Origin of the sequence: Flavobacterium sp. (assembly GCF_965262375.1) — a bacterium.
Classification (GTDB): Bacteria; Bacteroidota; Bacteroidia; order Flavobacteriales; family Flavobacteriaceae; genus Flavobacterium.
Window position 1 is genome coordinate 2557386 of sequence record NZ_OZ253527.1, and the last position, 24520, is coordinate 2581905.

Annotated in this window: 22 protein-coding genes; 11 read left to right on the forward strand and 11 right to left on the reverse strand. The window is 33.3% G+C overall.

Features of this window, described 5'->3' with window-relative positions; translation table 11 throughout:
- The first annotated feature begins 3 nt into the window (after positions 1 to 3).
- The gene (gene ypfJ, locus ACQY29_RS11695; protein ID WP_428225361.1) at positions 4 to 855 is read left to right on the forward strand and encodes a KPN_02809 family neutral zinc metallopeptidase; all 852 of its coding nucleotides are present in this window, start codon (positions 4 to 6) and stop codon (positions 853 to 855) included.
- Positions 856 to 977: 122 nt separating this feature from the next.
- Here ypfJ and ACQY29_RS11700 read toward each other — a convergent pair whose 3' ends face one another.
- Both ACQY29_RS11700 and ACQY29_RS11705 read right to left on the reverse strand, forming a co-directional pair.
- Positions 978 to 2741 carry a cytochrome-c peroxidase gene (locus tag ACQY29_RS11700; protein ID WP_428225362.1) on the reverse strand — a complete coding sequence of 588 codons (1764 nt, stop codon included), beginning with the start codon at positions 2739 to 2741 and terminating at the stop codon, positions 978 to 980.
- Between the two features lie 72 nt (positions 2742 to 2813).
- Positions 2814 to 4274 carry a hypothetical protein gene (locus ACQY29_RS11705; protein WP_428225363.1) on the reverse strand — a complete coding sequence of 487 codons (1461 nt, stop codon included), beginning with the start codon at positions 4272 to 4274 and terminating at the stop codon, positions 2814 to 2816.
- Between the two features lie 267 nt (positions 4275 to 4541).
- Between ACQY29_RS11705 and rocD the strand changes: the two genes are divergently transcribed.
- Positions 4542 to 5783, forward strand: coding sequence for an ornithine--oxo-acid transaminase (gene rocD, locus ACQY29_RS11710; protein ID WP_428225364.1), 1242 nt, complete (start codon positions 4542 to 4544; stop codon positions 5781 to 5783).
- Positions 5784 to 5854: 71 nt separating this feature from the next.
- Here rocD and ACQY29_RS11715 read toward each other — a convergent pair whose 3' ends face one another.
- Together ACQY29_RS11715 and pyrE are read right to left on the reverse strand one after the other, a co-directional pair.
- The gene (locus ACQY29_RS11715) at positions 5855 to 6247 is read right to left on the reverse strand and encodes an SRPBCC family protein (protein ID WP_428225365.1); all 393 of its coding nucleotides are present in this window, start codon (positions 6245 to 6247) and stop codon (positions 5855 to 5857) included.
- A gap of 15 nt (positions 6248 to 6262) precedes the next feature.
- The gene (gene pyrE / locus ACQY29_RS11720) at positions 6263 to 6910 is read right to left on the reverse strand and encodes an orotate phosphoribosyltransferase (RefSeq protein WP_428225366.1); all 648 of its coding nucleotides are present in this window, start codon (positions 6908 to 6910) and stop codon (positions 6263 to 6265) included.
- 7 nt (positions 6911 to 6917) lie between these two features.
- Here pyrE and ACQY29_RS11725 point away from each other — a divergent pair, with 7 nt between their 5' ends.
- Positions 6918 to 7523, forward strand: a complete 606-nt coding sequence (locus ACQY29_RS11725; RefSeq protein ID WP_428225367.1) for an NUDIX hydrolase — start codon at positions 6918 to 6920, stop codon at positions 7521 to 7523.
- A gap of 12 nt (positions 7524 to 7535) precedes the next feature.
- Positions 7536 to 8312, forward strand: coding sequence for a T9SS type A sorting domain-containing protein (locus ACQY29_RS11730; RefSeq protein WP_428225368.1), 777 nt, complete (start codon positions 7536 to 7538; stop codon positions 8310 to 8312).
- A 173-nt stretch (positions 8313 to 8485) separates the two neighbouring features.
- Here the strand turns inward: ACQY29_RS11730 and ACQY29_RS11735 are convergent, their stop codons facing one another.
- Both ACQY29_RS11735 and ACQY29_RS11740 read right to left on the reverse strand, forming a co-directional pair.
- On the reverse strand, positions 8486 to 8629 hold the full coding sequence (locus tag ACQY29_RS11735) for a hypothetical protein (protein ID WP_428225369.1): 144 nt from the start codon (positions 8627 to 8629) through the stop codon (positions 8486 to 8488).
- A 51-nt stretch (positions 8630 to 8680) separates the two neighbouring features.
- Positions 8681 to 9265 carry an RNA polymerase sigma factor gene (locus ACQY29_RS11740; protein WP_428225370.1) on the reverse strand — a complete coding sequence of 195 codons (585 nt, stop codon included), beginning with the start codon at positions 9263 to 9265 and terminating at the stop codon, positions 8681 to 8683.
- A gap of 320 nt (positions 9266 to 9585) precedes the next feature.
- Between ACQY29_RS11740 and ACQY29_RS11745 the strand changes: the two genes are divergently transcribed.
- Positions 9586 to 10125 (forward strand): DUF1697 domain-containing protein, encoded by a 540-nt coding sequence (locus ACQY29_RS11745; protein WP_428225371.1) that lies wholly within the window; start codon positions 9586 to 9588, stop codon positions 10123 to 10125.
- A 29-nt stretch (positions 10126 to 10154) separates the two neighbouring features.
- Here ACQY29_RS11745 and ACQY29_RS11750 read toward each other — a convergent pair whose 3' ends face one another.
- The 4 genes from ACQY29_RS11750 to ACQY29_RS11765 all read right to left on the reverse strand — a co-directional run bounded on the left by ACQY29_RS11750 (position 10155) and on the right by ACQY29_RS11765 (position 14174).
- Positions 10155 to 11066, reverse strand: a complete 912-nt coding sequence (locus ACQY29_RS11750) for an energy transducer TonB (protein ID WP_428225372.1) — start codon at positions 11064 to 11066, stop codon at positions 10155 to 10157.
- A gap of 72 nt (positions 11067 to 11138) precedes the next feature.
- The gene (locus ACQY29_RS11755) at positions 11139 to 12365 is read right to left on the reverse strand and encodes a Glu/Leu/Phe/Val dehydrogenase dimerization domain-containing protein (RefSeq protein WP_428225373.1); all 1227 of its coding nucleotides are present in this window, start codon (positions 12363 to 12365) and stop codon (positions 11139 to 11141) included.
- An 89-nt stretch (positions 12366 to 12454) separates the two neighbouring features.
- On the reverse strand, positions 12455 to 13030 hold the full coding sequence (locus tag ACQY29_RS11760) for a chalcone isomerase family protein (RefSeq protein ID WP_428225374.1): 576 nt from the start codon (positions 13028 to 13030) through the stop codon (positions 12455 to 12457).
- 70 nt (positions 13031 to 13100) lie between these two features.
- Positions 13101 to 14174 carry an anhydro-N-acetylmuramic acid kinase gene (locus ACQY29_RS11765; RefSeq protein ID WP_428225375.1) on the reverse strand — a complete coding sequence of 358 codons (1074 nt, stop codon included), beginning with the start codon at positions 14172 to 14174 and terminating at the stop codon, positions 13101 to 13103.
- Positions 14175 to 14309: 135 nt separating this feature from the next.
- On the opposite strand from ACQY29_RS11765, the gene ACQY29_RS11770 reads away from it, so the two are divergent.
- The 6 genes from ACQY29_RS11770 to scpA all read left to right on the forward strand — a co-directional run bounded on the left by ACQY29_RS11770 (position 14310) and on the right by scpA (position 23401).
- Entirely contained in the window at positions 14310 to 15449 is a 1140-nt protein-coding gene (locus tag ACQY29_RS11770; protein ID WP_428225376.1) for an acyl-CoA dehydrogenase, read from the forward strand.
- A 752-nt stretch (positions 15450 to 16201) separates the two neighbouring features.
- Positions 16202 to 18160, forward strand: a complete 1959-nt coding sequence (locus ACQY29_RS11775; protein WP_428225377.1) for a lipase family protein — start codon at positions 16202 to 16204, stop codon at positions 18158 to 18160.
- A gap of 164 nt (positions 18161 to 18324) precedes the next feature.
- A complete protein-coding gene (locus ACQY29_RS11780) occupies positions 18325 to 19656 on the forward strand; it encodes a methylmalonyl-CoA mutase subunit beta (RefSeq protein ID WP_428225378.1) in 1332 nt (443 codons plus the stop codon).
- Positions 19657 to 19714: 58 nt separating this feature from the next.
- Complete coding sequence (locus ACQY29_RS11785) at positions 19715 to 20164, forward strand: hypothetical protein (RefSeq protein WP_428225379.1); 450 nt, start codon at positions 19715 to 19717, stop codon at positions 20162 to 20164.
- Positions 20165 to 20207: 43 nt separating this feature from the next.
- Complete coding sequence (locus ACQY29_RS11790; RefSeq protein ID WP_428225380.1) at positions 20208 to 21275, forward strand: PDDEXK nuclease domain-containing protein; 1068 nt, start codon at positions 20208 to 20210, stop codon at positions 21273 to 21275.
- Complete coding sequence (scpA, locus tag ACQY29_RS11795; protein WP_428225381.1) at positions 21272 to 23401, forward strand: methylmalonyl-CoA mutase; 2130 nt, start codon at positions 21272 to 21274, stop codon at positions 23399 to 23401. Before ACQY29_RS11790 ends, scpA begins: the two co-directional genes overlap by 4 nt.
- A gap of 424 nt (positions 23402 to 23825) precedes the next feature.
- Here scpA and ACQY29_RS11800 read toward each other — a convergent pair whose 3' ends face one another.
- Positions 23826 to 24470, reverse strand: coding sequence for a peptidoglycan-binding protein LysM (locus tag ACQY29_RS11800; protein WP_428225382.1), 645 nt, complete (start codon positions 24468 to 24470; stop codon positions 23826 to 23828).
- Positions 24471 to 24520: the final 50 nt, after the last annotated feature.

Sequence of the window (24520 nt, forward strand, 5' to 3'; positions counted from 1 at the left end):
AATATGAAATGGCAAGGTAGACGTCAAAGTGATAATGTAGAAGACCGTAGAGGTATGTCTTCAAGTGGTAAAGTTGTAGCTGGTGGTGGTGCCATAGGGATAATCATCTTACTTCTAAATATGTTTGGTGGAGAAACTGGGCAAACCATTGGCGGTTTATTACAGCAAACACAACAACAAGCACCTGCGCAACAAGAACAAAGAGCTCTTACTGCCGAAGAAAAAGAAACGGGAGCTTTTGTATCGACAGTTTTTGCGGATACCGAAGATATTTTTGGTAAACTAATGCAAGAACATAATGTGAAATACCGTAATCCTAAAATGGTGCTTTTTACAGAAGCTGTGGAAACAGCCTGTGGTAGTGCTTCGGCGGCAATGGGTCCTTTCTATTGTCCTGGCGATGAGAAAGTTTATATGGATTTGAATTTTTTTGAAGAATTGCGTACTCGTTTTGGAGCCAAAGGAGGTGATTTTGCTACTGCATATGTAATTGCACACGAAGTGGGGCATCATTTACAAACCGTATTAGGAACTTCAAACAAAGTTAGACAACTTCAACAAAACATGAGTAAAGAAGAAGGAAATCGATTATCTGTAGCTTTGGAATTACAAGCTGATTTTTATGCTGGTGTTTGGGCACATCACAACCAAAAATACTTAGATGCTAATGATATTGATGAAGCTCTAAGTGCTGCACAAGCCGTAGGAGATGATGCGATTCAAAAAAGAATGCAAGGTTATGTTGTTCCAGAATCTTTTACTCACGGTACCTCAGAACAGCGCAAGAAATGGTTTACAAAAGGATTTCAAACTGGTGATTTGAGCGCTGGCGATACTTTTGCAGAAATTAAATAAAAAAACTATTAAAAAAAGTAAAATGAAAGGCTTCAAAGAGGCCTTTCATTTTTTTATTTTATAATTTGCATCTTTTACTACAGTTGCTGAAAAAAACAAAACTGTATTGAATATCAAAAATATTAATAAGTATCATTAAGAGTTTTTATAAAACTGATTAAATCTTTAATTTCCTGATCCGACAAATTAAGATGATCATCAGGTAAAGTTTGATTATCTATCGTTAAGCCTATCCCTTTTCCTCCCCCATTGTTATAAAAAGAAATCACTTCTTCTAAAGTATTAAAACCTCCATGATGCATGTATGGGAATGTTAAGGCGCTATTACGAATCGTTGGTGTTTTGAAAGCATGTTTTTTTAAGGGCGCTTTTGTAATAAGATATTCACCTAAATCGGTATCAATTTTTTTGGAATTTACTGAAGTTGTAATTCCTAGTACTTCACTTTCCGTTTTGTTGTATAATGGTGGTACGCTTCCATTAAATAATGGAAAAAAATGACAAGTAGCACATTTGCCTTTGCCCATAAATACATTGAAACCATTTTTTTCTTTTGAACTCAAAACGGCTTTGTTTCTTAAATACTGGTCAAATTTTGAATTCATCGGGCTTAATGTTCGTATATAACTGGCTAATGAAATCAGAAGGTTTTGCTCGGTGATGGTATTAGCATTTGGGAAAGTTTCTTTGAACTTTTTTAAATAGATTTTGTCTGAATTCAATTTTTTTAAAGCTGTACTAAAACTTCCATGCATTTCATTCTTGTTATTGATAACTGCTTTGGCTTGGTCTTCGAGGTAGGTTACTCTACTGTCCCAAAATAAATTATTTTGCAAAGCTGCATTTAGGAGTGTTGGGGTATTGCGTGCGTTGTTCAAGTTACTAACTGCCTTTACTTTGTGGTCCGCATAGCCAAGTTCAGGGAGGTGACACGTGGTGCAAGCAACGGTATTATCACCGCTTAATATAGGGTCTTTAAAAAGTGTTTTTCCTAAATCAATTTGCGCTTGGGTGGGATTACGATTATATTGTGGGGCAAAATAATTGACGTTAAAAACTTTTTCTTCAAATGGAGACGCTTTAGAAAAATCAATTGCGCTTGTAAAAGTATTAGCTTCAATTTTTAGCTCCTTTTGTAAATGATGGATGTATTTGTAAAGCGGAATGCAATATTCTGTAATAAAAAACGCTCTGTCAAAATGATTGAAATTTTGATTTTTTTCTAAATAGATTGTTGTTTTCTTTTCTATTTGTTCAATTTTTGAATCGGATTTATAGCTTGCTAATGTTCTATAAATACTAGTAATTGCGCTTTGGGTTTCTGGGATGGCGTAATTAGCTATAGGCGAGTCAAAACCTGTTATCCCTAGACTCATAATTCGGATAAGGTTTAACTTTTGGGCTTCAAAAATATTACTGTCGGATAAATCTAGATTATTAATTTTACTTTGTAAAGCACGTGTATATCCTAATAATATATTGATTTGTAGTTGCGTTTCTTTTAAATCAATAGGACTATTAAATATGAGTTCCTCAATTTTTTGGAAACCAGATGCCTCTTCTAGTCTACGATTACTGTCCATTAAATCGTTTTTATCTATGGCAGCGCCATTCATGTTCTCGGCAGTTTCTGGGAAATAAAAAGCTGTCAAACTTTCAATTTTTTTGTAGGTAATTCTTGTCTTTTTGAATTGGGTCTGAAGAGTTTTTAATGGTGATCTATCTTTAGCGAGTCGCTCTAAAGTAGTGAGTTGTTGTGTTAAAATAGCAGTGTTTTTAATCAAATTGTTTTTTATTTCTTTGGTGGCAGTTATACTCTTATACTCTTGCTTTTTGCAAGCGTTTAAAGTAAAAATAACGATTAGGGCGAAGATGTATTTTTTCATTGATGATAATAAATTGAAAATTAGGAGCACAATTAGTACTCCTAATTTATTTTTTTTGGATTGCCGTTTTATTTATCGAGGTAAACCTTTGATTAATACAATCTGACTTCCTTGATTTTCTTTTACTCTAATGCTTCCGCCGTCAGGATTTAAGAAAGCATCTTTTCTCCATGTATGTGGTTGCACGCAAAGCATAAATAAATTTTCTACTCCAGTTTCATTGCTTATGTCAATCAAACCACCATATTCCCATGAACCTTTAGCACTGTTAGTTCCCATGTACTTATTGTTCGAATCATTACGTTTGTGGTCAATTTCAAATACAACTTTAAGCTCTTTAGTTGTTAAGTTATATTGATAAATGTAGGCATCGTGTGTTTCATCTCCGTACCCATTAGGGTCTTCTTGAATATAGATGTAGTTTTTAGTCACCATGATGTTATCAGGGTTTTGGAAAAGTTTTGCTTTCCCATCAGCTTTTTTATCCCCATCAAGGATAGGAGTCAATTGTCCTAATAATGGATTATTTGCATCTAAAACTAATTTGTAAACTCTACCATATTTTGTTCTAGAATTATCCGCGTTTACTCCTGTGAAGTCTTGTCCTGTAACATTGAAATAGATTTCGCGTTCGTGACCTTCTGCTTTTCTGTAATCAATATCTTCTACACGACCAAAAGCAATAGCGTTGTTTTCCAAAGCAAATTGATTGATTTGCTCTCCAGTTAAACTTTTTGCATTAGGTACTTCAACAAACTTAACAGCATAAGTATTGTTTTCTTGCATGTTTTTCTCGTTACGGATGTTGTCTTCTCTTTTAATGATATAGACTTTTCCGTTATTCAAATCTCCTGTAGTCGATTTGTATAAAGCTAATTGTCCACCAGCTTGCGAATCCCAATCGTCATCACCAATCATTACAATGGTTTGACCAGGATAAGCTTTCTTAGAAAGTGGTACAGCATTTTCTGTACACCATCTACCAAAAGCGCTTACAATTCTTGAAGTCGAGCTGTTAGCTTTTGTGTCAAATGGATTTAACGCATGAATTTGTGATTCGTTGCTACTTTCACCAGCTGTTAAAAATAAAGGCCCAAAACCGTGTTCTTCTGGCGTTGCTAAAGTTGCCCCACACATTCTTGAACCCGCACCTGTTGAATTAAGTATGTATTCTCCAGCTAAAGGTTTGAATTTTTTATCAAATTGAATTTTTGAAACTGCAAAATTATCTTCATGATTCACTAATAATGTGAATGAGCCGTCATTTTGTTTGTATAGCCCAATTCCGTCTGCAGAACCTCCAAAAACAAACCCTGGTGAATTGGTTAATGCATCTTCACTTGATAATAAAGAAAATGCTTCAACGTTACCAAAATCAGGCATGGTTTTTAATAAGGTTGGCGTTAGAGAATGATTCTTAAGTTCTACGGTTGAAGTCGTGTTTTCTGTCGAAGTTCCGTTTTCTTCGTCTTTGTTACATGCTATTATTGCAGTTGCAATAGTACATGAAAGCATCATTTTTTTTAAGTTCATGGTATTATTTTATGTTTTGGCAAACATAAATCCTCAATGTTATTTAAATGTTTTAAGTCTTTTTTATGATTGTTATCAAAGTGTAATTTTATGTGCTGTATGATTAAAATAGTGTAAAATTCATGTTTGCTAATTGAAATCAGATTAATAGCGAATTGAAATTGAATTGTTTGGAGTTTGCATAGAATAATTCGTATTTTTGAACACTAATAGGTTGATTTCTCACCATAAGAAGGAATTGCGATTTTCCAATCAATAACGATTATTATGTCAGTTTTAGAAAAATTAACTTCAGCTGAAGCCATTGCCTTAGAAGACAAACACGGAGCACACAACTACCATCCTCTACCTGTTGTATTAAGTAAAGGAGAAGGAGTATATGTTTGGGACGTAGAAGGAAAAAAGTACTATGATTTTTTATCAGCATATTCTGCTGTTAATCAAGGGCATTGCCACCCAAGAATTGTGGGAGCAATGGTACAACAAGCACAAACACTTACTTTAACTTCTAGAGCTTTTTACAATGACAAATTAGGTGTGTATGAGCAATACATTACTAATTATTTTGGTTTTGATAAAGTATTACCCATGAACACTGGGGCAGAAGCTGTAGAAACCGCTTTAAAATTATGCCGCAAGTGGGCTTACGAAAAGAAAGGAATTCAGGAGAATGATGCACAAATCATTGTTTGTGAAAACAATTTCCATGGAAGAACAACTACCATAATTTCTTTCTCTAATGATGAAAATGCACGTAAGAACTTTGGTCCGTACACGGCTGGATTTATCAAAATTGCTTATGATGATATTGAAGCCTTAGAAAATGCAATTACTTCTTCACCAAATATTGCTGGATTCTTAGTAGAGCCTATCCAAGGGGAAGCTGGGGTTTATGTACCAAGTGAAGGGTATTTAGCAAAAGCAAAAGCACTATGTGAAAAACATAATGTGTTATTTATTGCAGACGAAGTTCAAACTGGAATTGCACGTACAGGTAAATTATTGGCCGTACAACATGAAAATGTTCAACCCGATATTTTAATTTTAGGTAAAGCTTTGTCGGGCGGTGCTTATCCAGTTTCGGCGGTGTTAGCTAACGATGCGATTATGAATGTAATCAAACCTGGACAACACGGTTCTACTTTTGGAGGTAATCCTGTGGCGGCAGCCGTGGCTATTGAAGCCTTAGAGGTGGTTAAAGATGAACAATTAGCCGAAAATGCAGAGCGTTTAGGGCAAATTTTCCGTTCAGAATTAGCTAACTATATAGAAACTTCAACAATTGCTACTTTAGTTCGTGGAAAGGGATTGTTGAATGCGGTAGTAATTAATGATACTGAAGAAAGTGATACTGCTTGGAATATTTGTATGAAACTCGCTGAAAATGGTTTATTAGCTAAACCAACTCATGGAAATATCATTCGTTTTGCTCCACCCTTAGTTATGAATGAAGAACAATTAATGGATTGTGTTTCGATTATTATTTCAACACTTAAAGAATTTGAATAGAAATACAAATTAGAAAGGCTGTCCATCAAGACAGCCTTTTCTATATTAAGCATTACAAATATTTATAAATACTACAATTTATTCATATTTTGAGCTAAAGTCTCAATAAATTTTGAAATAGGCCCTTTTATCATCATAGCCATCATAGCATTAAATTCTCCATCGAAAAACAACTGAATATCTGATGAATCTGAAGAATTTTCTGTAATGTTAGCGGTTAAAGTAAATGGTAATTTACTAGATGCAGCTCCTAAAACAATTTTTGAATTTGCAATTGCTTCTTTCTTTACTAATTTAATTTCAGGCATACCTTTTAAACCAAATTCAAAACAATTTTCATCAATTACTTCAAATTTAGCTGTATTTTCAGGCATTAATTTTTCGAAATTTTTAACTTGAGTGAGTTCGTTAAAAATAAATGCTGCAGATTTAGCAACAGTAACCTTTGGACTTTCTAAATTCATTTTTATACTATAATGTTACACTTCAATACTCCATTCTGATGGATTTTTTCTCCAATCCGTCAATAATTCATGTTCATCTTCTGCAATATATTCTTTAGCAACTGCCCATTCTAATAAATTCTCGTAGTTACTCAAAGTATATAAATCAACATTTGCTTGTTTGAAATTTTCTTCAGCAATAGGAAAACCGTAAGTAAAAACCGCAGCCATACCTTTAACATTAGCACCTTCATTACGCAAAGCCTCAACCGCTAAAAGACTACTATTCCCAGTACTGATTAAATCTTCAACCACCACAACATTTTGTCCTTTTTGCAAAAACCCTTCAACTTGATTTTTACGACCATGTTTTTTGGGTTCTGGACGTACATATACAAAAGGCAACCCTAGTTCTTGGGCAACTAATATCCCCATCCCTATTGCACCTGTAGCCACACCTGCAATAACATCGGGTTTTCCAAATTGTTTTTCAATGTTTTTTGCAAATTCATCTCTAATATAATTTCGTATTGCCGGAAACGAAAGAATAATCCTATTATCACAATAGATTGGAGATTTCCAACCCGAAGCCCATGTAAAAGGATTTTTAGAACTCAATTTAATTGCGTTTATTTGTAAAAGCAATTCGGCAGTTTTACTCGCTGTATCTTTATTAAAAATCATACTGCAAATGTATAAAGTTTTTGTGAACGACAGACCACTTTTCTTAACAAATCAAATTGTTAAAGAAACTGATTTCAAGTTTTTCCTATTGGAAAGCATTGATATAGATCAACTTATTATTAATTATTTCCAAAATAAAATTAAAAAAGCCTATCTCTATCATCCTGATGAAAAAGAAATACTAAATACTTTAAAATCAAAAATCAAAGTTAATCACGCTGCTGGAGGACTAGTTTATAACAAAAAAGGTGAAGTTTTATTTATTTTTCGAAGTGGTAAATGGGATTTACCTAAAGGAGGCATGGATAAAGGAGAAGAAATGGAGGAAACTGCAATACGTGAAGTCGAAGAAGAAACTGGCGTAAACAACCTTCGAATTACCAATAAACTACAAAAAACGTATCATGTTTTCAAAAGAAATGGTAAATATAAACTCAAAATTACCCAATGGTATGAAATGCAAACCGATTATGATGGTGAATTAATAGGACAGCTAGAAGAAGGCATTGAAAAAGTAGCCTGGTTAAATCCAGAAGAAATAGATGACGCCTTAAAAAATTCGTACGAAAACATCAAACTCCTTTTTGAAGAAGAAAAAAAACTACAAGAATAAAAATCAATATAAATGAAACTCTTAAAAACTGTTTTAGTAATAATTCTATTAAATAGTACAGTACAAGCTCAAACTAACAAAACCCCAAGCCCTTGTCCTCCAGGGATGAATCCTGTTTACTTTGTAGATACTGATAATGATGGGTTTGCAAGCTTTGATATCAATTATATAAAAACACAAATGGTGCCTAAAGCTTTAAAATCCTATTACAAAAACGATGTTAATAATTTCGTTTTTACAGTTTATGATAGTAACCGTCAACTTATTGCTAATTATCATACTAATTTAACAACATTTCCTACTGATTGGATTGAATTTGAATACATGTATGCCGCTAACGACCCTCTCGTATTGGTCGACCCTAACACATATTGTCCATTAAGATTAACCTATGATTTATATCCTGTTCGTTATAATGGCGATGAGGATAAAGATGGAATTCTAAATATAGATGAGGACACTAATAAAAATCTTAATTTAATGGATGATGATGAGGATAAGGATGGGATTATAAACTTATTTGATATATCTACTTTAGCAACGGATAGTTTTTTACAAGAAATTCAAAACTCAATTCCGAATCCTATTACACAAGACTATTTAGATTTTTCAAAATTTAAAAACATAGAGGAAGTTACACTATACGATTTGACAGGGAAAATCACTTTAACCCTTAAAGACTTCAAAACGGTTACTCCTTTAGTAAATATCAAAAAAGGTGTTTACATCATGAAAATTAAAGCAGTAAATCAGACTTTAACTCAAAAATTAATTATACAAGAACAATAAAAGAATCAAATTTTAATGTAAGTTATATTCTGTTTTTTTCTCATAACATACAAAATATGACTTACACATTTTTTAGGATAGTGTCTTAGAAAGCTGTTTTTTTTTCAGAAATCTTTGATAATCAAACAAAAAAGCATCCAAGTGGATGCTTTAAAACAGTACTTAATCAAGTTCTAATTTACTAATAACTCAAAATTTTTATTAGCAACCTTTACTACTTTCAGTGCTTTAGAGTAGTTCAAAATAAAATCTACCGTCGCTTTTTTAGGTAATTTATTTTGGGTTGCAATTGTTTTTTTAGTGTAAAGTTTCGCCATAGTCTTTTTTAAAATTATATAACTATAACGCTAATATTGCACATTTAGTATTTAACTATTCAAAATAATTTGATTTTTTTCGATTATTTTACGCAAGTTCAATAAAGCGTAACGCATTCTACCTAATGCCGTATTGATGCTAACTCCTGTCATATCAGCAATTTCCTTAAAACTTAAATCATCGTAAATTCGCATCTCTAATACTTGTCGCTGATCACCAGGCAATTCCTTGACCAAACGTAACAAATCGCTTTCAACCTGTTCAGAAATCAATTGGCTTTCAATATTAGGGCTATTATCCGATAGAATTGAAAAAATTGAAAACTCTTCTGTTTCTCTATACATAGGCATACGTTTTTCCTTGCGAAAAGTATCAATAACTAAATTATGAGCTATACGCATTACCCATGGAAGAAATTTTCCTTCTTCATTATAATGCTTTCCTTTTAGTGTACGTATCACTTTGATGAAAACATCCTGAAATACATCATCAGCAATATCACTGTCATGTACTTTCGAATAAATAAATCCGTAAATTTTAGATTGATGTCGTTCTATTAAAATCGCTAAGGCATTTTCGTTGCCATCTATATATTGCTTTACTAATAAAGCATCCGGAAGTTGAGTCATAGCCATAACAATACTTTTAAGATTTTGGGTTTCGTTAATCTCGAGAAATCTCTTTTAAAAGTATTGTTATGCTATAGGCCCTTTTTTATTTGTTATAACACAAAGTTATGATTATTTTTTTTACAAAAACAATAAAATTTTATTTTTTTAACATTTTAAATAAAATAAACTCTTTCAAAATGAGTTACTTCCTAAAATAAATTCCCCTCTCTCTATTAGTCAAATTTCTATTTTTGTTAAAAAAGAATTAAATCCATTTAACCAGAATGCACTTTTCTATTTTGACACCAATATTATTAAGACTAAATTTGTAGTAAAAAAAGACAATGTATAAATATCTTGCACTTCTAAGAGGAATAAATGTTTCTGGACATAACATGATAAAAATGGAGGAACTAAAAACTTTATTAGAACAAATGGGTTTTCAAAATGTAGTTACCTACATACAAACTGGCAATGTTTTTATAGAAACGGAAGAGGAAAATACTGCTTCAATAGGCTTTAAAATCAAACAGGAAATCTTTAAAACTTGGGGGTATGAAGTTCCTGTGATGATAATTGAAAAAAACGACTTGGAAAAAGCGATTCAGAATAACCCTTATTTGAAAGAAGAAAATGTAGACACTTCAAAAATATATTTTAGTTTCCTAAATAAGGAACTCAATTCAAACGCAATACATGATCTAAAAATGAGTCAGGTTAAACCCGATGAAGCGACTATAGATCAAAACCGTTTGTATTTAAAATATATCAAAGGAGCTGGAAAAACCAGAATGGATAATAAATATATTGAGAAAAAACTAAATGTCCTTTCAACAATTAGAAATTACAATACTGTCACCAAACTTTTAGAAATGTTTGATTAAATCTAAACCCAATAAGAATATTTTTATGACTAGTTTAGCGTAAAACTATAAATTATTTTACCAACTTGTTTTTCTGGGGCATCAGTACTCGCTTGCCAACGCGTGTTCATAGCAGCGATTTTAGCTTGTTGTAACAAACAAGATGCAGTATTGGTAGTCCCTTTAATTCCTGGAATTGCACTAATAGTATTTCCATTTTTATCAACTGTAACTTCAACAGCAACAAGACCTTGCTCATCACAATTATAACTTGGTTTAGGCTTCGTTAATGGTTTTCGGTTACCTAAACGATAATTACCATTCCCCATTCCACTACCGTGTCCTCCGCCACTTCCAGAACCAGAACCACTACCTGTTCCTGTACCGTTACCAGAACCTTGTCCACCACCTGTTCCACCGCCTGAACCTCCGTTTCCGTAATAATCCTTAGAACCTAAAGTCCCGTTAGATTTTCCTTTATTACCAGAATGTGCATCATCACCATCACCACCCCTTTTAGAACCTCCCAGAATACTTGACAAAGCATCATCCGTATTTTTAGAGACTTTGGACTTTGATTCAACAATTGGTTTTGGATCAATTTTTATTTTAGACTTTTCAAATTTTTGAGCAGTATTTTTCTTAGTAATTACTACTGAATTTGAAGCATCATTATCTTCTGAAATGATATGCTCTTCGGATTCAGCATGCGAAGCAACAGATTGAACTGTTTTTACATCTAATGCTTCACTTTGAAATTCTTCACCTGAACCAAAATCACTATTCCCAAAATTGATGGTCACTCCACCCCCTCCTCCTCCAGACAATTGCGCCAATTCTTCTACATTATTAGGAGGCCAAAAACGTATAAAAAACAAAATCAGCAGTAAAAAACTATAAATCAAGATAGTAATAACTAAAGATTTACGTTTTTCTACTGCCGATAATTCTAATGTTCTCATTTTGTACTACTTTACAAGTATAGTAACGAAAATACTATTTTTTTGTTATGTATGGTAGTATAAAATCAAGAATTATACCAATTGTTTCAAAGCAATTTCAAAAGCTCTAGCACTGATATTTTTCTTATCTGAACTCATATCAAATGTTTTTTCAATAGCTTTTTTAATTACCTCTGAAGTATCATTAAAGATAGCTTCATCAGTCATTTGCACTTTGCGTTCCATAAAATACGCAAATACACGAGCCATTCCGCAATTTGAAATAAAATCAGGAATCAAACTTACTTTGCTATCTACTTCTTCCATAATAGGACCAAAGAAAATTTCCTTATCAGCAAATGGTACATTGGCACCGCAAGATATTACTTCTAAGCCTGAAGCTACCATACTATCAACCTGCGCTTTAGTTACTAAACGAGATGCTGCACAAGGAGCAAAAACTTCAGCTCCAATTGACCAAATTTTCTCATTAATTTCTTCAAAAGAAATCATTTGATCAGCAACTAATTTATTACCATCTTTTGCTAAGAATAAAGCAGTGATTTCTTCAAATGAAAAACCATTTTCATTAATTAAACCACCATCACGATCAATAATTCCAACAACCTTTGCACCCATTTCTGCTAAATAAAATGCAGCTGCTGAACCCACATTTCCAAAACCTTGTACAATTGCTTTTTTCCCTGCTACCGAACCTCCATAGATATCATAGAAATGGCGTACAGCTTGAGCCACACCATACCCTGTTATCATGTCTGCTACAGTATATTTTCTATTAATATCTGGTGAAAAAGTTGTATTTTCAATTACTTTCACCACACCTTGACGCAACTGTCCAATACGGTTAATTTTATCTGCTTCAGTAGGTTTAAAATGTCCATTAAAAACCCCTTCTTGTGGATGCCAAACCCCACATTCTTCAGTCATAGGGATTACTTCATGAATTTCATCTACATTTAAGTCTCCTCCAGTACCATAATAGCTTTTTAACAATGGAGAAACGGCTTTATACCAACGTTGTAAAACCTCTTTTTTGCGTGGATCATTCGGATCAAAATTAATCCCAGATTTAGCACCTCCAATAGCAGGACCCGAAACTGAAAATTTCACTTCCATGGTTTTAGCTAAAGATAATACTTCATTCATATCTAACCCTTTACGCATACGAGTACCGCCACCAGCAGCACCACCACGTAATGAATTAATTACTGTCCAACCTTCTGCATCCGTTTCGGCATCTTTCCAATGAAAAACTACTTCCGGTTCTTTATTTTCAAACTTCTTTAAAAGCTCTTTCATTTCAATTAGTTTTGTGTTATTTAAAAATAAAAAGTTGCGCAAATGTAAGCATTTTACGCAACTTTTTAAATAAGGTTTACTTTATAAAATTAGCTTTTCCCTAAAAGATCCATTTTTAAATCTTCATCTGCTGGTTTATCGGATAACCAAATTCCAAACAAAGCCTTTTTGAAGTCTTTCCCTTCAATTTTCCCTTTCAGTTTATCATTTTTATAAACAAACACTGCTGATTCGTTAGGATTGTAAGATAAAATATAAACATCTCCTTTTACAATTTCATCTGCTAACAATGCTTTAAACTGAATAATTTTAGGCATCATTGCGCTCAAATTATCACCACAAGATTTTTCGAAACCTTTTTCCATAGCGTTCGTTAATTTTCTAGAAGTTACTAGCTTAGATAACACTTCTATACGAATAGCCATATCAGTTTCGCTTTCCATGATAAATTCAGGATCCTGAGAAAGGACCGTTAAATATAAAGCTTGAACATAAACATCCACCCAAGCTTTTGTACGGGTACCGAATCCATTCAACTGAATTTTTTTAGCACCATTAACTTGAATTGTTCTAGGTACAATTACACCATCTGTTTCAAACTGAGTTTGTCCAAAAGCAAAAACAGTGGACAATAACATTACGATAGATAAAGTCTTTAATTTCATGATTTTAATATTTTTGGGAATAACAAAAATACAATTTCAAAAATTATTCCAAAATTAAAATCACAAAAATTTAACTTTTATTTAAAAAATACACCTTTCCAGAGGAATGATCCTCTTTTGCTCCTGTTACACTACTCAATACATTTATCTCATTACGCATTTTTAAGACACCTAATAAGGCAAAAATTAAAGCTTCTTTAAACTCAATGGTTTTTCGATCAAGTAAAACGACTTCAATATTAGGTAACAAAGCTACTATTCTTTCGATCAAAAAAGTGTTATAAGCACCTCCGCCTGTAACTAATAATTTCCCTTTTTTATTTTTTAAAATTTGACATATCTGAAATGCTATATGCTCTACAAAAGTCCTTAAAATGATTTTTGAATCAGACAACTCAAATTTTTCAATTAATGGTAAGATGCTTGAATTAACAAATTCGACACCTAATGATTTAGGAAAATCGAGCGAATAAAAATCCAAACCATTAAGAGCATCAAATAATTCGTTATGCAAAACACCGCTTTTAGCCAATGCTCCCGAATCATCATATGCAAACCCTAACTTTTGAGCATAATGATTCAAAACTGTATTTACCGGTGAGATATCAAAAGCAATTCTTTGCCCCTTATCCTCAAAAGATATATTAGAAAATCCTCCTAAATTTAAACAAAAATCATATTCTGAAAATAAAATTTGATCTCCTATAGGCACTAAAGGAGCACCTTGACCACCATTTGCTACATCTTGAACTCTGAAATCACAAATTACAGTTTGCCCAATCAAAGGAGCTATTTGAGGCAAATTGCCAATTTGTAAAGTCAATCCATTATGTGGCTGATGCAAAATTGTATGACCATGTGAGCATACTGCATCAATTTTGAATAATTCATATTTATTTAAAAATTGTTTTATTATTGAAGCTAACAATTGGGTGTACTCTTCATTTAATATTTCTAAATCATGGCTTTTCCAATGGACAGCCTCCTTCAATCGTTGTACCCAATCTTTTGAATAGGGAACTGTTTCTGCTTCTAAAATTTGAAAATTCCATTTTCCATTTTCAATTTCAAAACTCACATGAGCTAGATCTACTCCATCTAATGAAGTTCCTGACATAACCCCTACAACATTATATTTTTCCATTTAATTCTAAACTACCTATTAAAATCAAGTTCAAAGCTTATTATAACTTGCTCCAAAAATAAGCAAACATATTGACAAGTGTATAGAAATGACTATATTTGAAAACTTTAAAAAAATAACCAAAACACAAGATCAATGAACTTTAATTTAAGCGAAGAACATTTGATGATTCAACAAGCAGCAAAAGATTTTGCTCAAACAGAATTATTACCAGGTGTTATAGAAAGAGATGAACACTCAATATTTCCTACTGAACAAGTAAAAAAAATGGCAGAACTAGGATTCCTAGGTATGATGGTTGACCCGAAATACGGAGGTGCTGGTTTAGATAGCGTATCTTATGTTTTAGCTATGGAAGAAATAGCTAAAGTTGATGCTTCGGCTGCGGTTGTTATGTCAGTAAACAACTCTTTAGTTTGTGCTGGATTAGAAAAGTACGCAAGCGAAGAGCAAAAAATGAAATATTTAGTACCTCTTGCTAAAGGTGAAGTTATTGGTGCATTCTGTTTATCAGAGCCAGAAGCTGGATCTGATGCTACTTCTCAGAAAACTACTGCCATCGATATGGGAGACTATTATTTGTTAAATGGTACTAAAAACTGGATTACTAATGGTGGTACAGCCTCAACCTATATTGTTATTGCACAAACTGATGTTGAAAAAGGACACAAAGGGATCAATGCATTTATTGTAGAGAAGGGCTGGGAAGGTTTTTCCGTAGGACCTAAAGAGAAAAAAATGGGTATCCGTGGTTCTGACACACACTCATTGATGTTCTCAGACGTAAAAGTCCCTAAAGCAAATCGAATTGGTGAAGATGGTTTCGGATTCAACTTTGCCATGGCAGTATTAAACGGTGGCCGCATCGGTATTGCATCACAGGCTTTAGGTATTGCTTCTGGAGCATATGAGTTAGCTTTAAAATACTCTCAGGAGCGTGTAGCTTTCAAAAAACCTATTTTCCAGCATCAGGCAATTGCATTTAAATTAGCTGATATGGCTACTCAAATTACAGCAGCAAGAATGTTATGTTTTAAAGCTGCTTGTGAAAAAGATGCAGGACAAGACATTTCTCATTCAGGAGCTATGGCTAAATTATTTGCGTCTGAAACCGCAATGAACGTTACTGTTGAAGCTGTTCAAATTCATGGAGGTAACGGATACGTGAGCGAATACCATGTAGAGCGTATGATGCGTGATGCAAAAATCACTCAAATTTATGAAGGAACTTCAGAAATTCAAAGAATCGTAATTTCAAGAGGTTTAGTTAAATAATAATTTATAGAAATAAACAATCAACACATTTGTATTGAAAAGTCAACTTACACAACATAACTGTGTATAAAACTTACTTTTTCAAAAAACACAAATCTGATAATGATTTCTACTTTTTTAAAGAAAAGATGAAATAGAAAGGCGGTTTTTACTGCCTTTCTATATTTATAAAACTCTAAAACAGGTAATTTATACAAGCCTGTTACTTCTAAATTTTTATACCTGGAAGCCCCCTCCCCTCTCAATCCTTTCTAACTTTAAATTTTACTTTTATAAAGAGAACAGATACAAAGCAACTAAAATTTACATAAGCTCTCTATACGCACCTCACAAATATTGAAGTTTTAAGATATTATCAAGAAAAAAACAAATTTCATATTACTTTTTAAAAAAATCCCATCAAACCAATAACACCTCTAACTTCAAGATTAATAATCAGTACGATTGTTTTTTGGGATGACATAAAAAATATCACGAAATTCTACATTTTACAACTTGACTTTTTACCCTTATACATTTTTAGTTTAATGCTATTAATTGCTGTATCATAGTTCAATTATATTCCAAAAAACTGAGCAAAAAAACATACCGTTTTCCCTTGCTGTACTACCTCAATTTTTTGCAAACTTTTTTAAGTATTCAAGCTAATTACACTGGTTAGTATAAAAATTTGTAGTTATTTTTCTACAATATAAATTTTGTGTTAAATTTTTATTAAATTTAATTTACAAATTATTAAACATTAACTACTTATGAGAAAAAAATTATTTGCCCCTTTAGTATTATTCTCACTAACAACTTTCGCTCAACAACCTGGCGATTTAATTAGTGCAGAAAAAAAAATGGACGATTCCGCTAGTCAAGTTTTACAACGTATGGCTGGTTTTGGAAAAATCAATCTACCTAATAATGTTGCTGATTTTTTCCAATATCTAGTAAAAGATTTAGAAGGTTACAAATTGACTTATTGGACAACAGATCATAATGACAAATTAGTAAAAGCACACGGACTCGTTATGTTTCCTAAAGTAAATTATGCGCTATCAACGGTTTTACTTGAACACCCAACAGCCGATAAAAGAGAAAATGTACCTTCAAACTTAAAAAGCACCAGAGAAGGTGGGTTTATTTTAGACATGCTTTATGCCTTAAACGGTTACTATGTTGTGTCGCCAGATTATTTAGGTCTGGGTGATTCGCCAGGAGTACACCCTTATGCTGATGCAAAAACTGAAGCTTCAGCTAGCTTAGATATGCTTACGGCTGCTGACAAATTTCTTAACGAAAAAGGTGTAAAAAGATACAATGAGTATTTCCTTTCTGGATATTCGCAAGGAGGTCATGCAACCATGTCTGTCTTAAAATATAACACAGAAAAGTACAAACGCTTTAATTTCAAACAAGTATACGCAGGTGCTGGTCCCTATGATCTTTCACAAACTACTTATGAAGATTATTTATTAAAAATTGAGGACTATCCTTCTTCAGCTTTTATTGCTTATATAATTAATGGTGCACAGAATATAGGATACAAACAATATGAAAATAGTTTTACCGAAATTATTGCACCAGAATTTCAAGAAACCTACAAAAAGCATGTAATTGATGAAGAGGGAGGCTTAGATTGGGGACCTGTAAAATGGAAATCGTTGTTTAAAAATGATTATTTAGTTTACGCAACAAGCCCTAACAACAGACTCCGTGACTTCTTGATTCAAAGTAATGTGTATGATTTTCATAACACTACACCTACAACGATGTCCTATACCACTTCTGATCAGGAAATACCTTATCAAAATGCTCTTAAAACCGAAAAAGTACAAAGAGGCTATTATCCTTGGCATGATTTGTCGAAATACAAAATTAATGCGACTAACTTAGGTCCTTTTAGTCACTCTGTGGGCGTTTTTCCTTGGTTGATTGCTTCATTAGCAAAATTCAACTGGCATCGTGAAGGAGGTTTATTCAATTGGACAGCTATGATTAATAGCAAAACGAGCACTCAAGAACCTGCTTTAGCATTCAATAAATCACAATTACACCCAAATATTGCTTCTACTAACAAAAATGTAGATATTGAAATTACTTCTATTTCAGGATTCGATAATAACGCTAAGAGTCGTAAAATAGTGACCAAAAACCTTGAAGAATTAAAAGAAGGAGCCTATATTGTTGAACTAAAGCATGACAATCAAATTTATAAGATTGCTTTTGCAAAAGAAAATTCAACAAAGGTAAATCCTTCTGAATTAATTTCGGAAGCCAAGGAAGGATCTTGGCTAATTAACAAAAGAGGAATAGAAAATGAAGCAATACATATCAATATTTTTGATACTCAAAAAAACTTAGTTTTCTCAAATGCTTTTGATAAAAATCAAGAAATTACTATTGATTTTTCAAAATTAAACACCAATCAATACATTTTAGAATTAGTTTCTCAAAGTGTGTCTTTACATACCGAAATTGAAAGAAAACCAATGGAAATTAAGGATCAATTAACAATTTCTACAAATGGAGAGGAATTAACACTTCAATCTACCCGAGAAATTGCTGAGTTATTGATTTCAGATGTACAGGGAAAAACCCTTATGTATAAAAATTCATTGTCTAGCAAATCAATTTCAACCCCAGTACAAAAAACTAATGGGGTAATTATAGCAAAAGTTACTTATACTAATGGTGATTTTGAAACTAAAAAAATCGTTTGGTAATCATAACCCTCAAGGTTTAAAAGGAGATAGTCAAAAGCTATCTCCTTTTTCTATATTCGGAAAATCATTTTAAACAAACAATCATTGAACTAAGTGTTATTTTGTTAAATTTGTCAAAAAAACAATTTACTCTTCATTTTTTAAAATAGTTTGTTTAAAACAACATGAAAGAAACATTATTCAGTGAATTCAATAATGTTGCAACCAAACAATGGAAGCAACAAATTCAATTCGAGTTAAAAGGCGCCGATTATAATGAAACTTTAGTTTGGGAGAGCCCTGAAGGTATTAAAGTGAAACCTTTTTATCACTGTGATGAAACAGTTGTTCCTTACAAACTTAATCCGCAATTCAATTCTTTTGTAATTGTTCAAAACATATTCGTTCACGATTTAGATAAATCTATTAAAAGAGCCTTAGAAACAATAGGTCGTGGTGCCGAAAGTTTGCGATTTACGATTGAAAACGAAACAACGGACATAGAAAAACTTTTACTTTCTATTCCTGAAGAGATTCAAGTATATGTAAATCCTACTTTTTTGAACGATGAATTCATCAAAAAAATAAATAAAGTAAGACCTACTACTATAATCGAAACAGATCCTATTGGTCAACTCACAAAGGATGGGAATTGGTTTAACAATTTAGAAAATGATTTCAAATTGCTCAATCAAATCAAGCCTACCTTACGTATTAATGCTGAGATTTATCAAAATGCTGGGGCTAACATGGTACAACAGCTCGCTTATACCTTAGCACACGCCAATGAATACTTCAATAGAATTACTACTATTTCCTCTCCTATTACCATTAATGTTGCTATTGGAAGTAATTATTTCTTTGAAATCGCAAAATTAAGAGCTCTTCGTATACTTTTTAATCTTTTAGCTAAAGAGTATAACCACACTTTTGATTGTCATATTGTTGCAACCCCGACTAAACGTAACAAAACGCTTTACGATTATAATGTAAACATGCTTCGTACCACAACTGAATGTATGAGTGCAGTTTTAGGTGGAGCAAATGCAGTGGCGAATCTTGCCTACGATACAATATATCACAAAGACAATGAATTTGGCGATCGAATTGCCAGAAACCAATTGTTAGTATTAAAACATGAAAGTTATTTTGATAAAGTAAACAATCCTTCTGACGGTGCTTATTATATTGAAGAATTGACCCAGCAGTTAGCTGACAAAGCTTTGGCATTATTCAAAGATATTGAAAATAATGGTGGGCTTATCACTCAATTGATCGAAGGCACCATCCAACGTAAAATAAAAGAAAGTGCCGACAAAGAACAAGAATTATTTGATACGGGTAAAGAAGTATTATTAGGTACAAACAAATACCCTAATAAAAATGACCGTATGAAAAATGACTTAGAATTGTATCCTTTTATTAAGCAAAATCCTCGTAAAACATTAATTACTCCAATAATTGAACGTCGATTAGCTGAAAAATTAGAACAAGAACGTTTAGCCACAGAAGAATAATTCATTATCGTTCTATTGACAATTAAAACTAGCAACCGTTACTATAAAACTTAAACAAATGAAAAAAGCCATAACCATACTCTTTATTTTGAATTGCATTTGTATGTGGTCTCAAAAAAAATTTGAAGCAACTAACAAGCAAAACGGTCAAACCATTACGTTATTAGAAGGGAATCGTGTAAAAATAACCACCTTAAACCGATTAAAATACACCGGTGAATTGACTCTAAAAAATTCAGAAACTATTGCTGTAAACGGTCAGGAAATAATTTTAAATAATTTAGCTAGTATTAAAAACTACCCAAAAGGAGGACGTAAACTAAAGAACATTTTATTTGGAGTGGGGTCAGGATTAATAGTAAGTTCTGGAGTAGCTGGTTTAGCCGAGAATGGAAATGCATTTTCTTTGTTTTTAGGTGGTACAGCTACCGCTTTAACGGGTGCATTAGTCAACAACAAGCATAAAACCTTAATCTATCGCAATTATATTTTTAAAATTGTAGAATAATTGTTTTTAAAATCTCTTTTTAAATTATTTATAAACTTAATAATTGTCACCGAATCTCTCAAAATATCAAGATTTAATTGTTGAAATCAAGAATCAAATTCTTAATTCTCAACAAAAAGCCATGATATCTGTAAATAAAGAACTCATTCTTTTATACTGGAATATCGGAAAAATGATTATTGAAAACCAAAATTTATTTGAAACAAGAAATAATTATATAGAACAACTTTCAAAAGATATAAAGAGTATTTTTCCTGACCTATCTGGTTTTTCTAGAAGCAATTTATTCAACATTAGAAAATTTTATCTTTTTTACGCTAACGCTTCAATCCAACAAGCTGTTGGACTAAATTCATCAAATACACCAATCCAACAAGCCGTTGGATTAAACGAATTATGCACCATCCCTTGGGGGCATCATGTGTTAATTTTAGAAAAAACAAAAACGATTGAAGAAGCATCCTTTTACATAAAGGAAACCAGTTCAAATAACTGGAGCCGAGCAATTTTAGCATTACAACTAAAACAAAATCTTTTTGAAAGACAAGGTAAAGCGATAACTAATTTCGATAAAACACTTGAAGTAAAACAAGCATTTTTAGCCACCCAGCTTTTAAAAGACCCTTATAATTTTGACTTCCTCACTTTAGAACCGCAAGTTCATGAATTAGAAATTGAAAAATCATTAACTAATCATATAACAAAATTTTTATTAGAATTAGGTAAAGGTTTTGCATATATAGGAAGACAATATCCTATTGAAATTGGAAACAAATCCTATGCATTGGATTTACTTTTCTATCATATAACCTTAAAGTGTTATATCATTATAGAATTAAAAGCAGTTTCTTTCGAACCTGAATTTACAGGAAAACTAAACTTTTATCTGTCTGCGGTTGATGATTTATTAAAATCAGAAAATGACAATCCTAGCATTGGTATTTTGCTATGCAATGGCAAAAATGGGATTGAAGTAGAATACGCTTTAAAAGACATCAACAAACCAATAGGCGTGAGTGAATATACATTTACAGAAATATTACCAAAACAATTAGAAAAAAATATCCCAACAGTAAATGAATTTGAAGAATTACTAAAGAAAAATTCATGAGAAAAAACATACAACATTTAACTTTGGAGCAATCCAAAGACGTTAAACAAGAAACGTTAAACGCAGCACAAGACTTTACCACTGCCGAAGGCATAGCGGTAAAACCTTCCTATGCCCCATCGGATATAGAAGGATTAGAACACCTGGGTTTTGGAGCAGGTTTTGCCCCCAACTTACGGGGGCCTTATGCAACCATGTACGTTCGTCGTCCATGGACCATTCGTCAATACGCAGGATTTTCCACTGCCGAAGAAAGTAATGCTTTTTACAGAAGAAACTTAGCCGCTGGACAAAAAGGTTTATCTGTAGCATTTGACTTGGCGACGCATCGCGGCTACGATTCAGACCATGAGCGCGTAGTGGGAGATGTAGGAAAAGCTGGTGTAGCCATTGACTCCGTAGAAGACATGAAAGTCCTTTTCGACCAAATTCCATTGGGCGAAATGTCGGTTTCTATGACCATGAATGGCGCCGTATTACCTATTATGGCGTTTTACATCGTGGCAGCCGAAGAACAAGGCGTAGCGCCTAATTTACTTTCAGGAACGATTCAGAATGATATTTTAAAAGAATTTATGGTGCGTAATACTTACATTTACCCACCTACCCCTTCGATGAAAATCATTGCCGATATTTTTGACTATACCAGTAAAAATATGCCAAAGTTCAATTCAATTTCTATTTCAGGCTACCATATGCAAGAAGCGGGAGCTACCGCAGATATTGAATTAGCTTATACTTTAGCTGATGGTTTAGAATACATCCGCACGGGTTTAGCCGCAGGAATGAATATAGATGAGTTTGCCCCTCGCCTTTCGTTTTTCTGGGCCATTGGGATGAACCATTTTATGGAAATTGCCAAAATGCGTGCTGGTCGTATGCTATGGGCAAAACTCTTAAAACAATTTGAACCTAAAGACGAAAAATCGCTAGCCTTACGTACCCACTGTCAAACCTCAGGCTGGAGTTTAACCGAGCAAGACCCTTTTAACAATGTGGCGCGTACCGCTATTGAAGCAGCTGCGGCTGCCTTTGGCGGCACCCAATCGTTACATACCAACGCCTTAGACGAAGCCATTGCGTTACCTACCGATTTCTCGGCACGTATTGCCCGTAATACCCAAATTTACTTGCAAGAAGAAACCAAAATTTGCAAAACGGTAGACCCTTGGGCGGGAAGTTACTACGTAGAAAGTCTAACGGCAGAAATCGCTGAAAAAGCGTGGGCTTTGATTGAGGAAGTGGAAGCACTAGGTGGCATGACCAAAGCTATTGAAGCAGGAATCCCGAAACTTCGCATTGAAGAAGCAGCAGCACGCAAACAAGCGCGTATTGATAGCGGACAAGACATTATTGTGGGGGTTAATAAATACCGACTGGAAAAAGAAGACCCATTACATATTTTAGAGGTCGATAACCAAACCGTTCGTAAACAACAAATTGAACGTTTGGAACAAATAAAAGCGACTCGCGATGCTGCAAAAGTAGCTGACTGTTTAGCCAAACTGACGGAGTGTGCACAAACAGGAAACGGCAACTTATTAGATTTAGCCGTAGCCGCTGCACGTAACCGAGCGACTTTAGGAGAGATAAGTGATGCTTTAGAAAGCGTTTTTGGAAGATACAAAGCACAAATTAGAAGTTTTAGTGGGGTGTATAGTAAAGAAATAAAAAATGACGAAAGCTTTGAAAAAGCTCGTCAACTCGCAGATGCCTTTGCCAAACAAGAAGGACGTCGACCGCGTATTATGATTGCCAAAATGGGTCAGGACGGACACGACCGTGGCGCTAAAGTAGTCGCCACAGGTTACGCCGATGTAGGTTTTGACGTGGACATTGGACCACTATTTCAAACCCCGCAAGAAGCTGCTAAACAAGCGGTAGAAAACGATGTACACATTTTAGGCGTTTCTTCTTTAGCAGCAGGACACAAAACCTTAGTACCTCAGGTAATTGAGGAATTGAAAAAATACGGTCGCGAAGATATTATGGTCATTGTGGGTGGAGTAATTCCTGCACAGGATTATGAATTCTTATTTGAGGCAGGTGCTGTAGCGGTTTTTGGTCCTGGGACTAAAATTAGCGATGCGGCGATTACGATATTGGAGGTGTTACTGGAGGAGTAATTTTCAGTCACTTTTTAGCTTTTATAAAAACACTAACAGAAATGTTGGTGTTTTTTTTATGCTTAAACCCAATTGTTATACTGTTTTAACTTTAAATTTACTGCAAGCAAAAAACATCTTTAAAAACATTAATGAATTAAGAAAATTTAGAGACAATTTAATGAATTAAATGACTAAATTAAAAAGGTAATTTCAAAACTTAAATGATATTATACTATTATTATCCAAAAATAAACCCACAAAAAACTGCCCTCTCGGGCAGTTCCTATTTTATTGCATGGCTTTCAAAGCATCGGGCATCCCATAGCTAAATTTAACCTCCAAAGAAATTTCAATGATTGCCAAATAAAAAAGAGTATTGAAAATGATCAATACTCTTTTTATTATTTTAGCCTATTTAGCTTCCTAAAAAATATTATACCCATCAATAAGTATAATGTACAGCTTTTGCTTTTTTATTGGGTTCAATACAACTTGTATCATACCCTGCAAATTCTCTAAGATATTCGGTTATCGATGTTCCATAACCATCTCTAAATCTACGATTCCCGTTAGTACGTAAAAAACGCTTTACAGAACCTACACCGCCTAAATGTGCGGCCGCTAAAATTCCTGATTCCGTTATGGTAATTCCACGTACGGTTTCACCTGAATAATTAGCAATTTCTTTTCGTAGCTCCCATTTGTTACGAGCTAAATTAGCTAAAAAAGCTTTTTCTTGTAATTTTTTACTGTGCAAGAATTGCTCTTCATCACTAATCCCTAGCGTTTCTAATGTTTCTGCTCCGAATTGATATTTCCCTAAATACCCCAAAGAATTTACTTTGTTGTATTTTCCTTGTGACTCTCTAACAGCTAAACTTTGTGTAAATCCCACAAATGTTTTTCCTGTAAAAGGCACATCAAAGAACTTCTGACCTACTTCAACTTCTAATGGTACGGTATACACGCCACGCTTTTCAAAAGCATACAACCACGGATACATTTCCATTTTGAAAGGTCTAAAACCTGAACTTAAAAGAACGATTGAGGCAAATAATCCAAAATAGAATATTTGTTTTTTTGTCATAAATAAAATTTTCTTTCTAACTAAGAATGCTAATACTTTTGTAATAAAAT

What these genes read in the sequence shown, in the direction of transcription:
- ACQY29_RS11760 (WP_428225374.1), bottom strand. Translation starts at nt 13,030, where the DNA reads ATGAAATTAAAGACTTTATCTATCGTAATGTTATTGTCCACTGTTTTT.
- ACQY29_RS11730 (WP_428225368.1), top strand. Translation starts at nt 7,536, where the DNA reads ATGAAACTCTTAAAAACTGTTTTAGTAATAATTCTATTAAATAGTACA.
- ACQY29_RS11735 (WP_428225369.1), bottom strand. Translation starts at nt 8,629, where the DNA reads ATGGCGAAACTTTACACTAAAAAAACAATTGCAACCCAAAATAAATTA.
- ACQY29_RS11705 (WP_428225363.1), bottom strand. Translation starts at nt 4,274, where the DNA reads ATGAACTTAAAAAAAATGATGCTTTCATGTACTATTGCAACTGCAATA.
- ACQY29_RS11755 (WP_428225373.1), bottom strand. Translation starts at nt 12,365, where the DNA reads ATGAAAGAGCTTTTAAAGAAGTTTGAAAATAAAGAACCGGAAGTAGTT.
- scpA (WP_428225381.1), top strand. Translation starts at nt 21,272, where the DNA reads ATGAGAAAAAACATACAACATTTAACTTTGGAGCAATCCAAAGACGTT.
- ACQY29_RS11740 (WP_428225370.1), bottom strand. Translation starts at nt 9,265, where the DNA reads ATGGCTATGACTCAACTTCCGGATGCTTTATTAGTAAAGCAATATATA.
- ACQY29_RS11780 (WP_428225378.1), top strand. Translation starts at nt 18,325, where the DNA reads ATGAAAGAAACATTATTCAGTGAATTCAATAATGTTGCAACCAAACAA.
- ypfJ (WP_428225361.1), top strand. Translation starts at nt 4, where the DNA reads ATGAAATGGCAAGGTAGACGTCAAAGTGATAATGTAGAAGACCGTAGA.
- ACQY29_RS11775 (WP_428225377.1), top strand. Translation starts at nt 16,202, where the DNA reads ATGAGAAAAAAATTATTTGCCCCTTTAGTATTATTCTCACTAACAACT.
- ACQY29_RS11800 (WP_428225382.1), bottom strand. Translation starts at nt 24,470, where the DNA reads ATGACAAAAAAACAAATATTCTATTTTGGATTATTTGCCTCAATCGTT.
- ACQY29_RS11750 (WP_428225372.1), bottom strand. Translation starts at nt 11,066, where the DNA reads ATGAGAACATTAGAATTATCGGCAGTAGAAAAACGTAAATCTTTAGTT.
- ACQY29_RS11725 (WP_428225367.1), top strand. Translation starts at nt 6,918, where the DNA reads ATGTATAAAGTTTTTGTGAACGACAGACCACTTTTCTTAACAAATCAA.
- ACQY29_RS11770 (WP_428225376.1), top strand. Translation starts at nt 14,310, where the DNA reads ATGAACTTTAATTTAAGCGAAGAACATTTGATGATTCAACAAGCAGCA.
- ACQY29_RS11765 (WP_428225375.1), bottom strand. Translation starts at nt 14,174, where the DNA reads ATGGAAAAATATAATGTTGTAGGGGTTATGTCAGGAACTTCATTAGAT.
- ACQY29_RS11745 (WP_428225371.1), top strand. Translation starts at nt 9,586, where the DNA reads ATGTATAAATATCTTGCACTTCTAAGAGGAATAAATGTTTCTGGACAT.
- ACQY29_RS11785 (WP_428225379.1), top strand. Translation starts at nt 19,715, where the DNA reads ATGAAAAAAGCCATAACCATACTCTTTATTTTGAATTGCATTTGTATG.
- ACQY29_RS11715 (WP_428225365.1), bottom strand. Translation starts at nt 6,247, where the DNA reads ATGAATTTAGAAAGTCCAAAGGTTACTGTTGCTAAATCTGCAGCATTT.
- ACQY29_RS11700 (WP_428225362.1), bottom strand. Translation starts at nt 2,741, where the DNA reads ATGAAAAAATACATCTTCGCCCTAATCGTTATTTTTACTTTAAACGCT.
- pyrE (WP_428225366.1), bottom strand. Translation starts at nt 6,910, where the DNA reads ATGATTTTTAATAAAGATACAGCGAGTAAAACTGCCGAATTGCTTTTA.
- rocD (WP_428225364.1), top strand. Translation starts at nt 4,542, where the DNA reads ATGTCAGTTTTAGAAAAATTAACTTCAGCTGAAGCCATTGCCTTAGAA.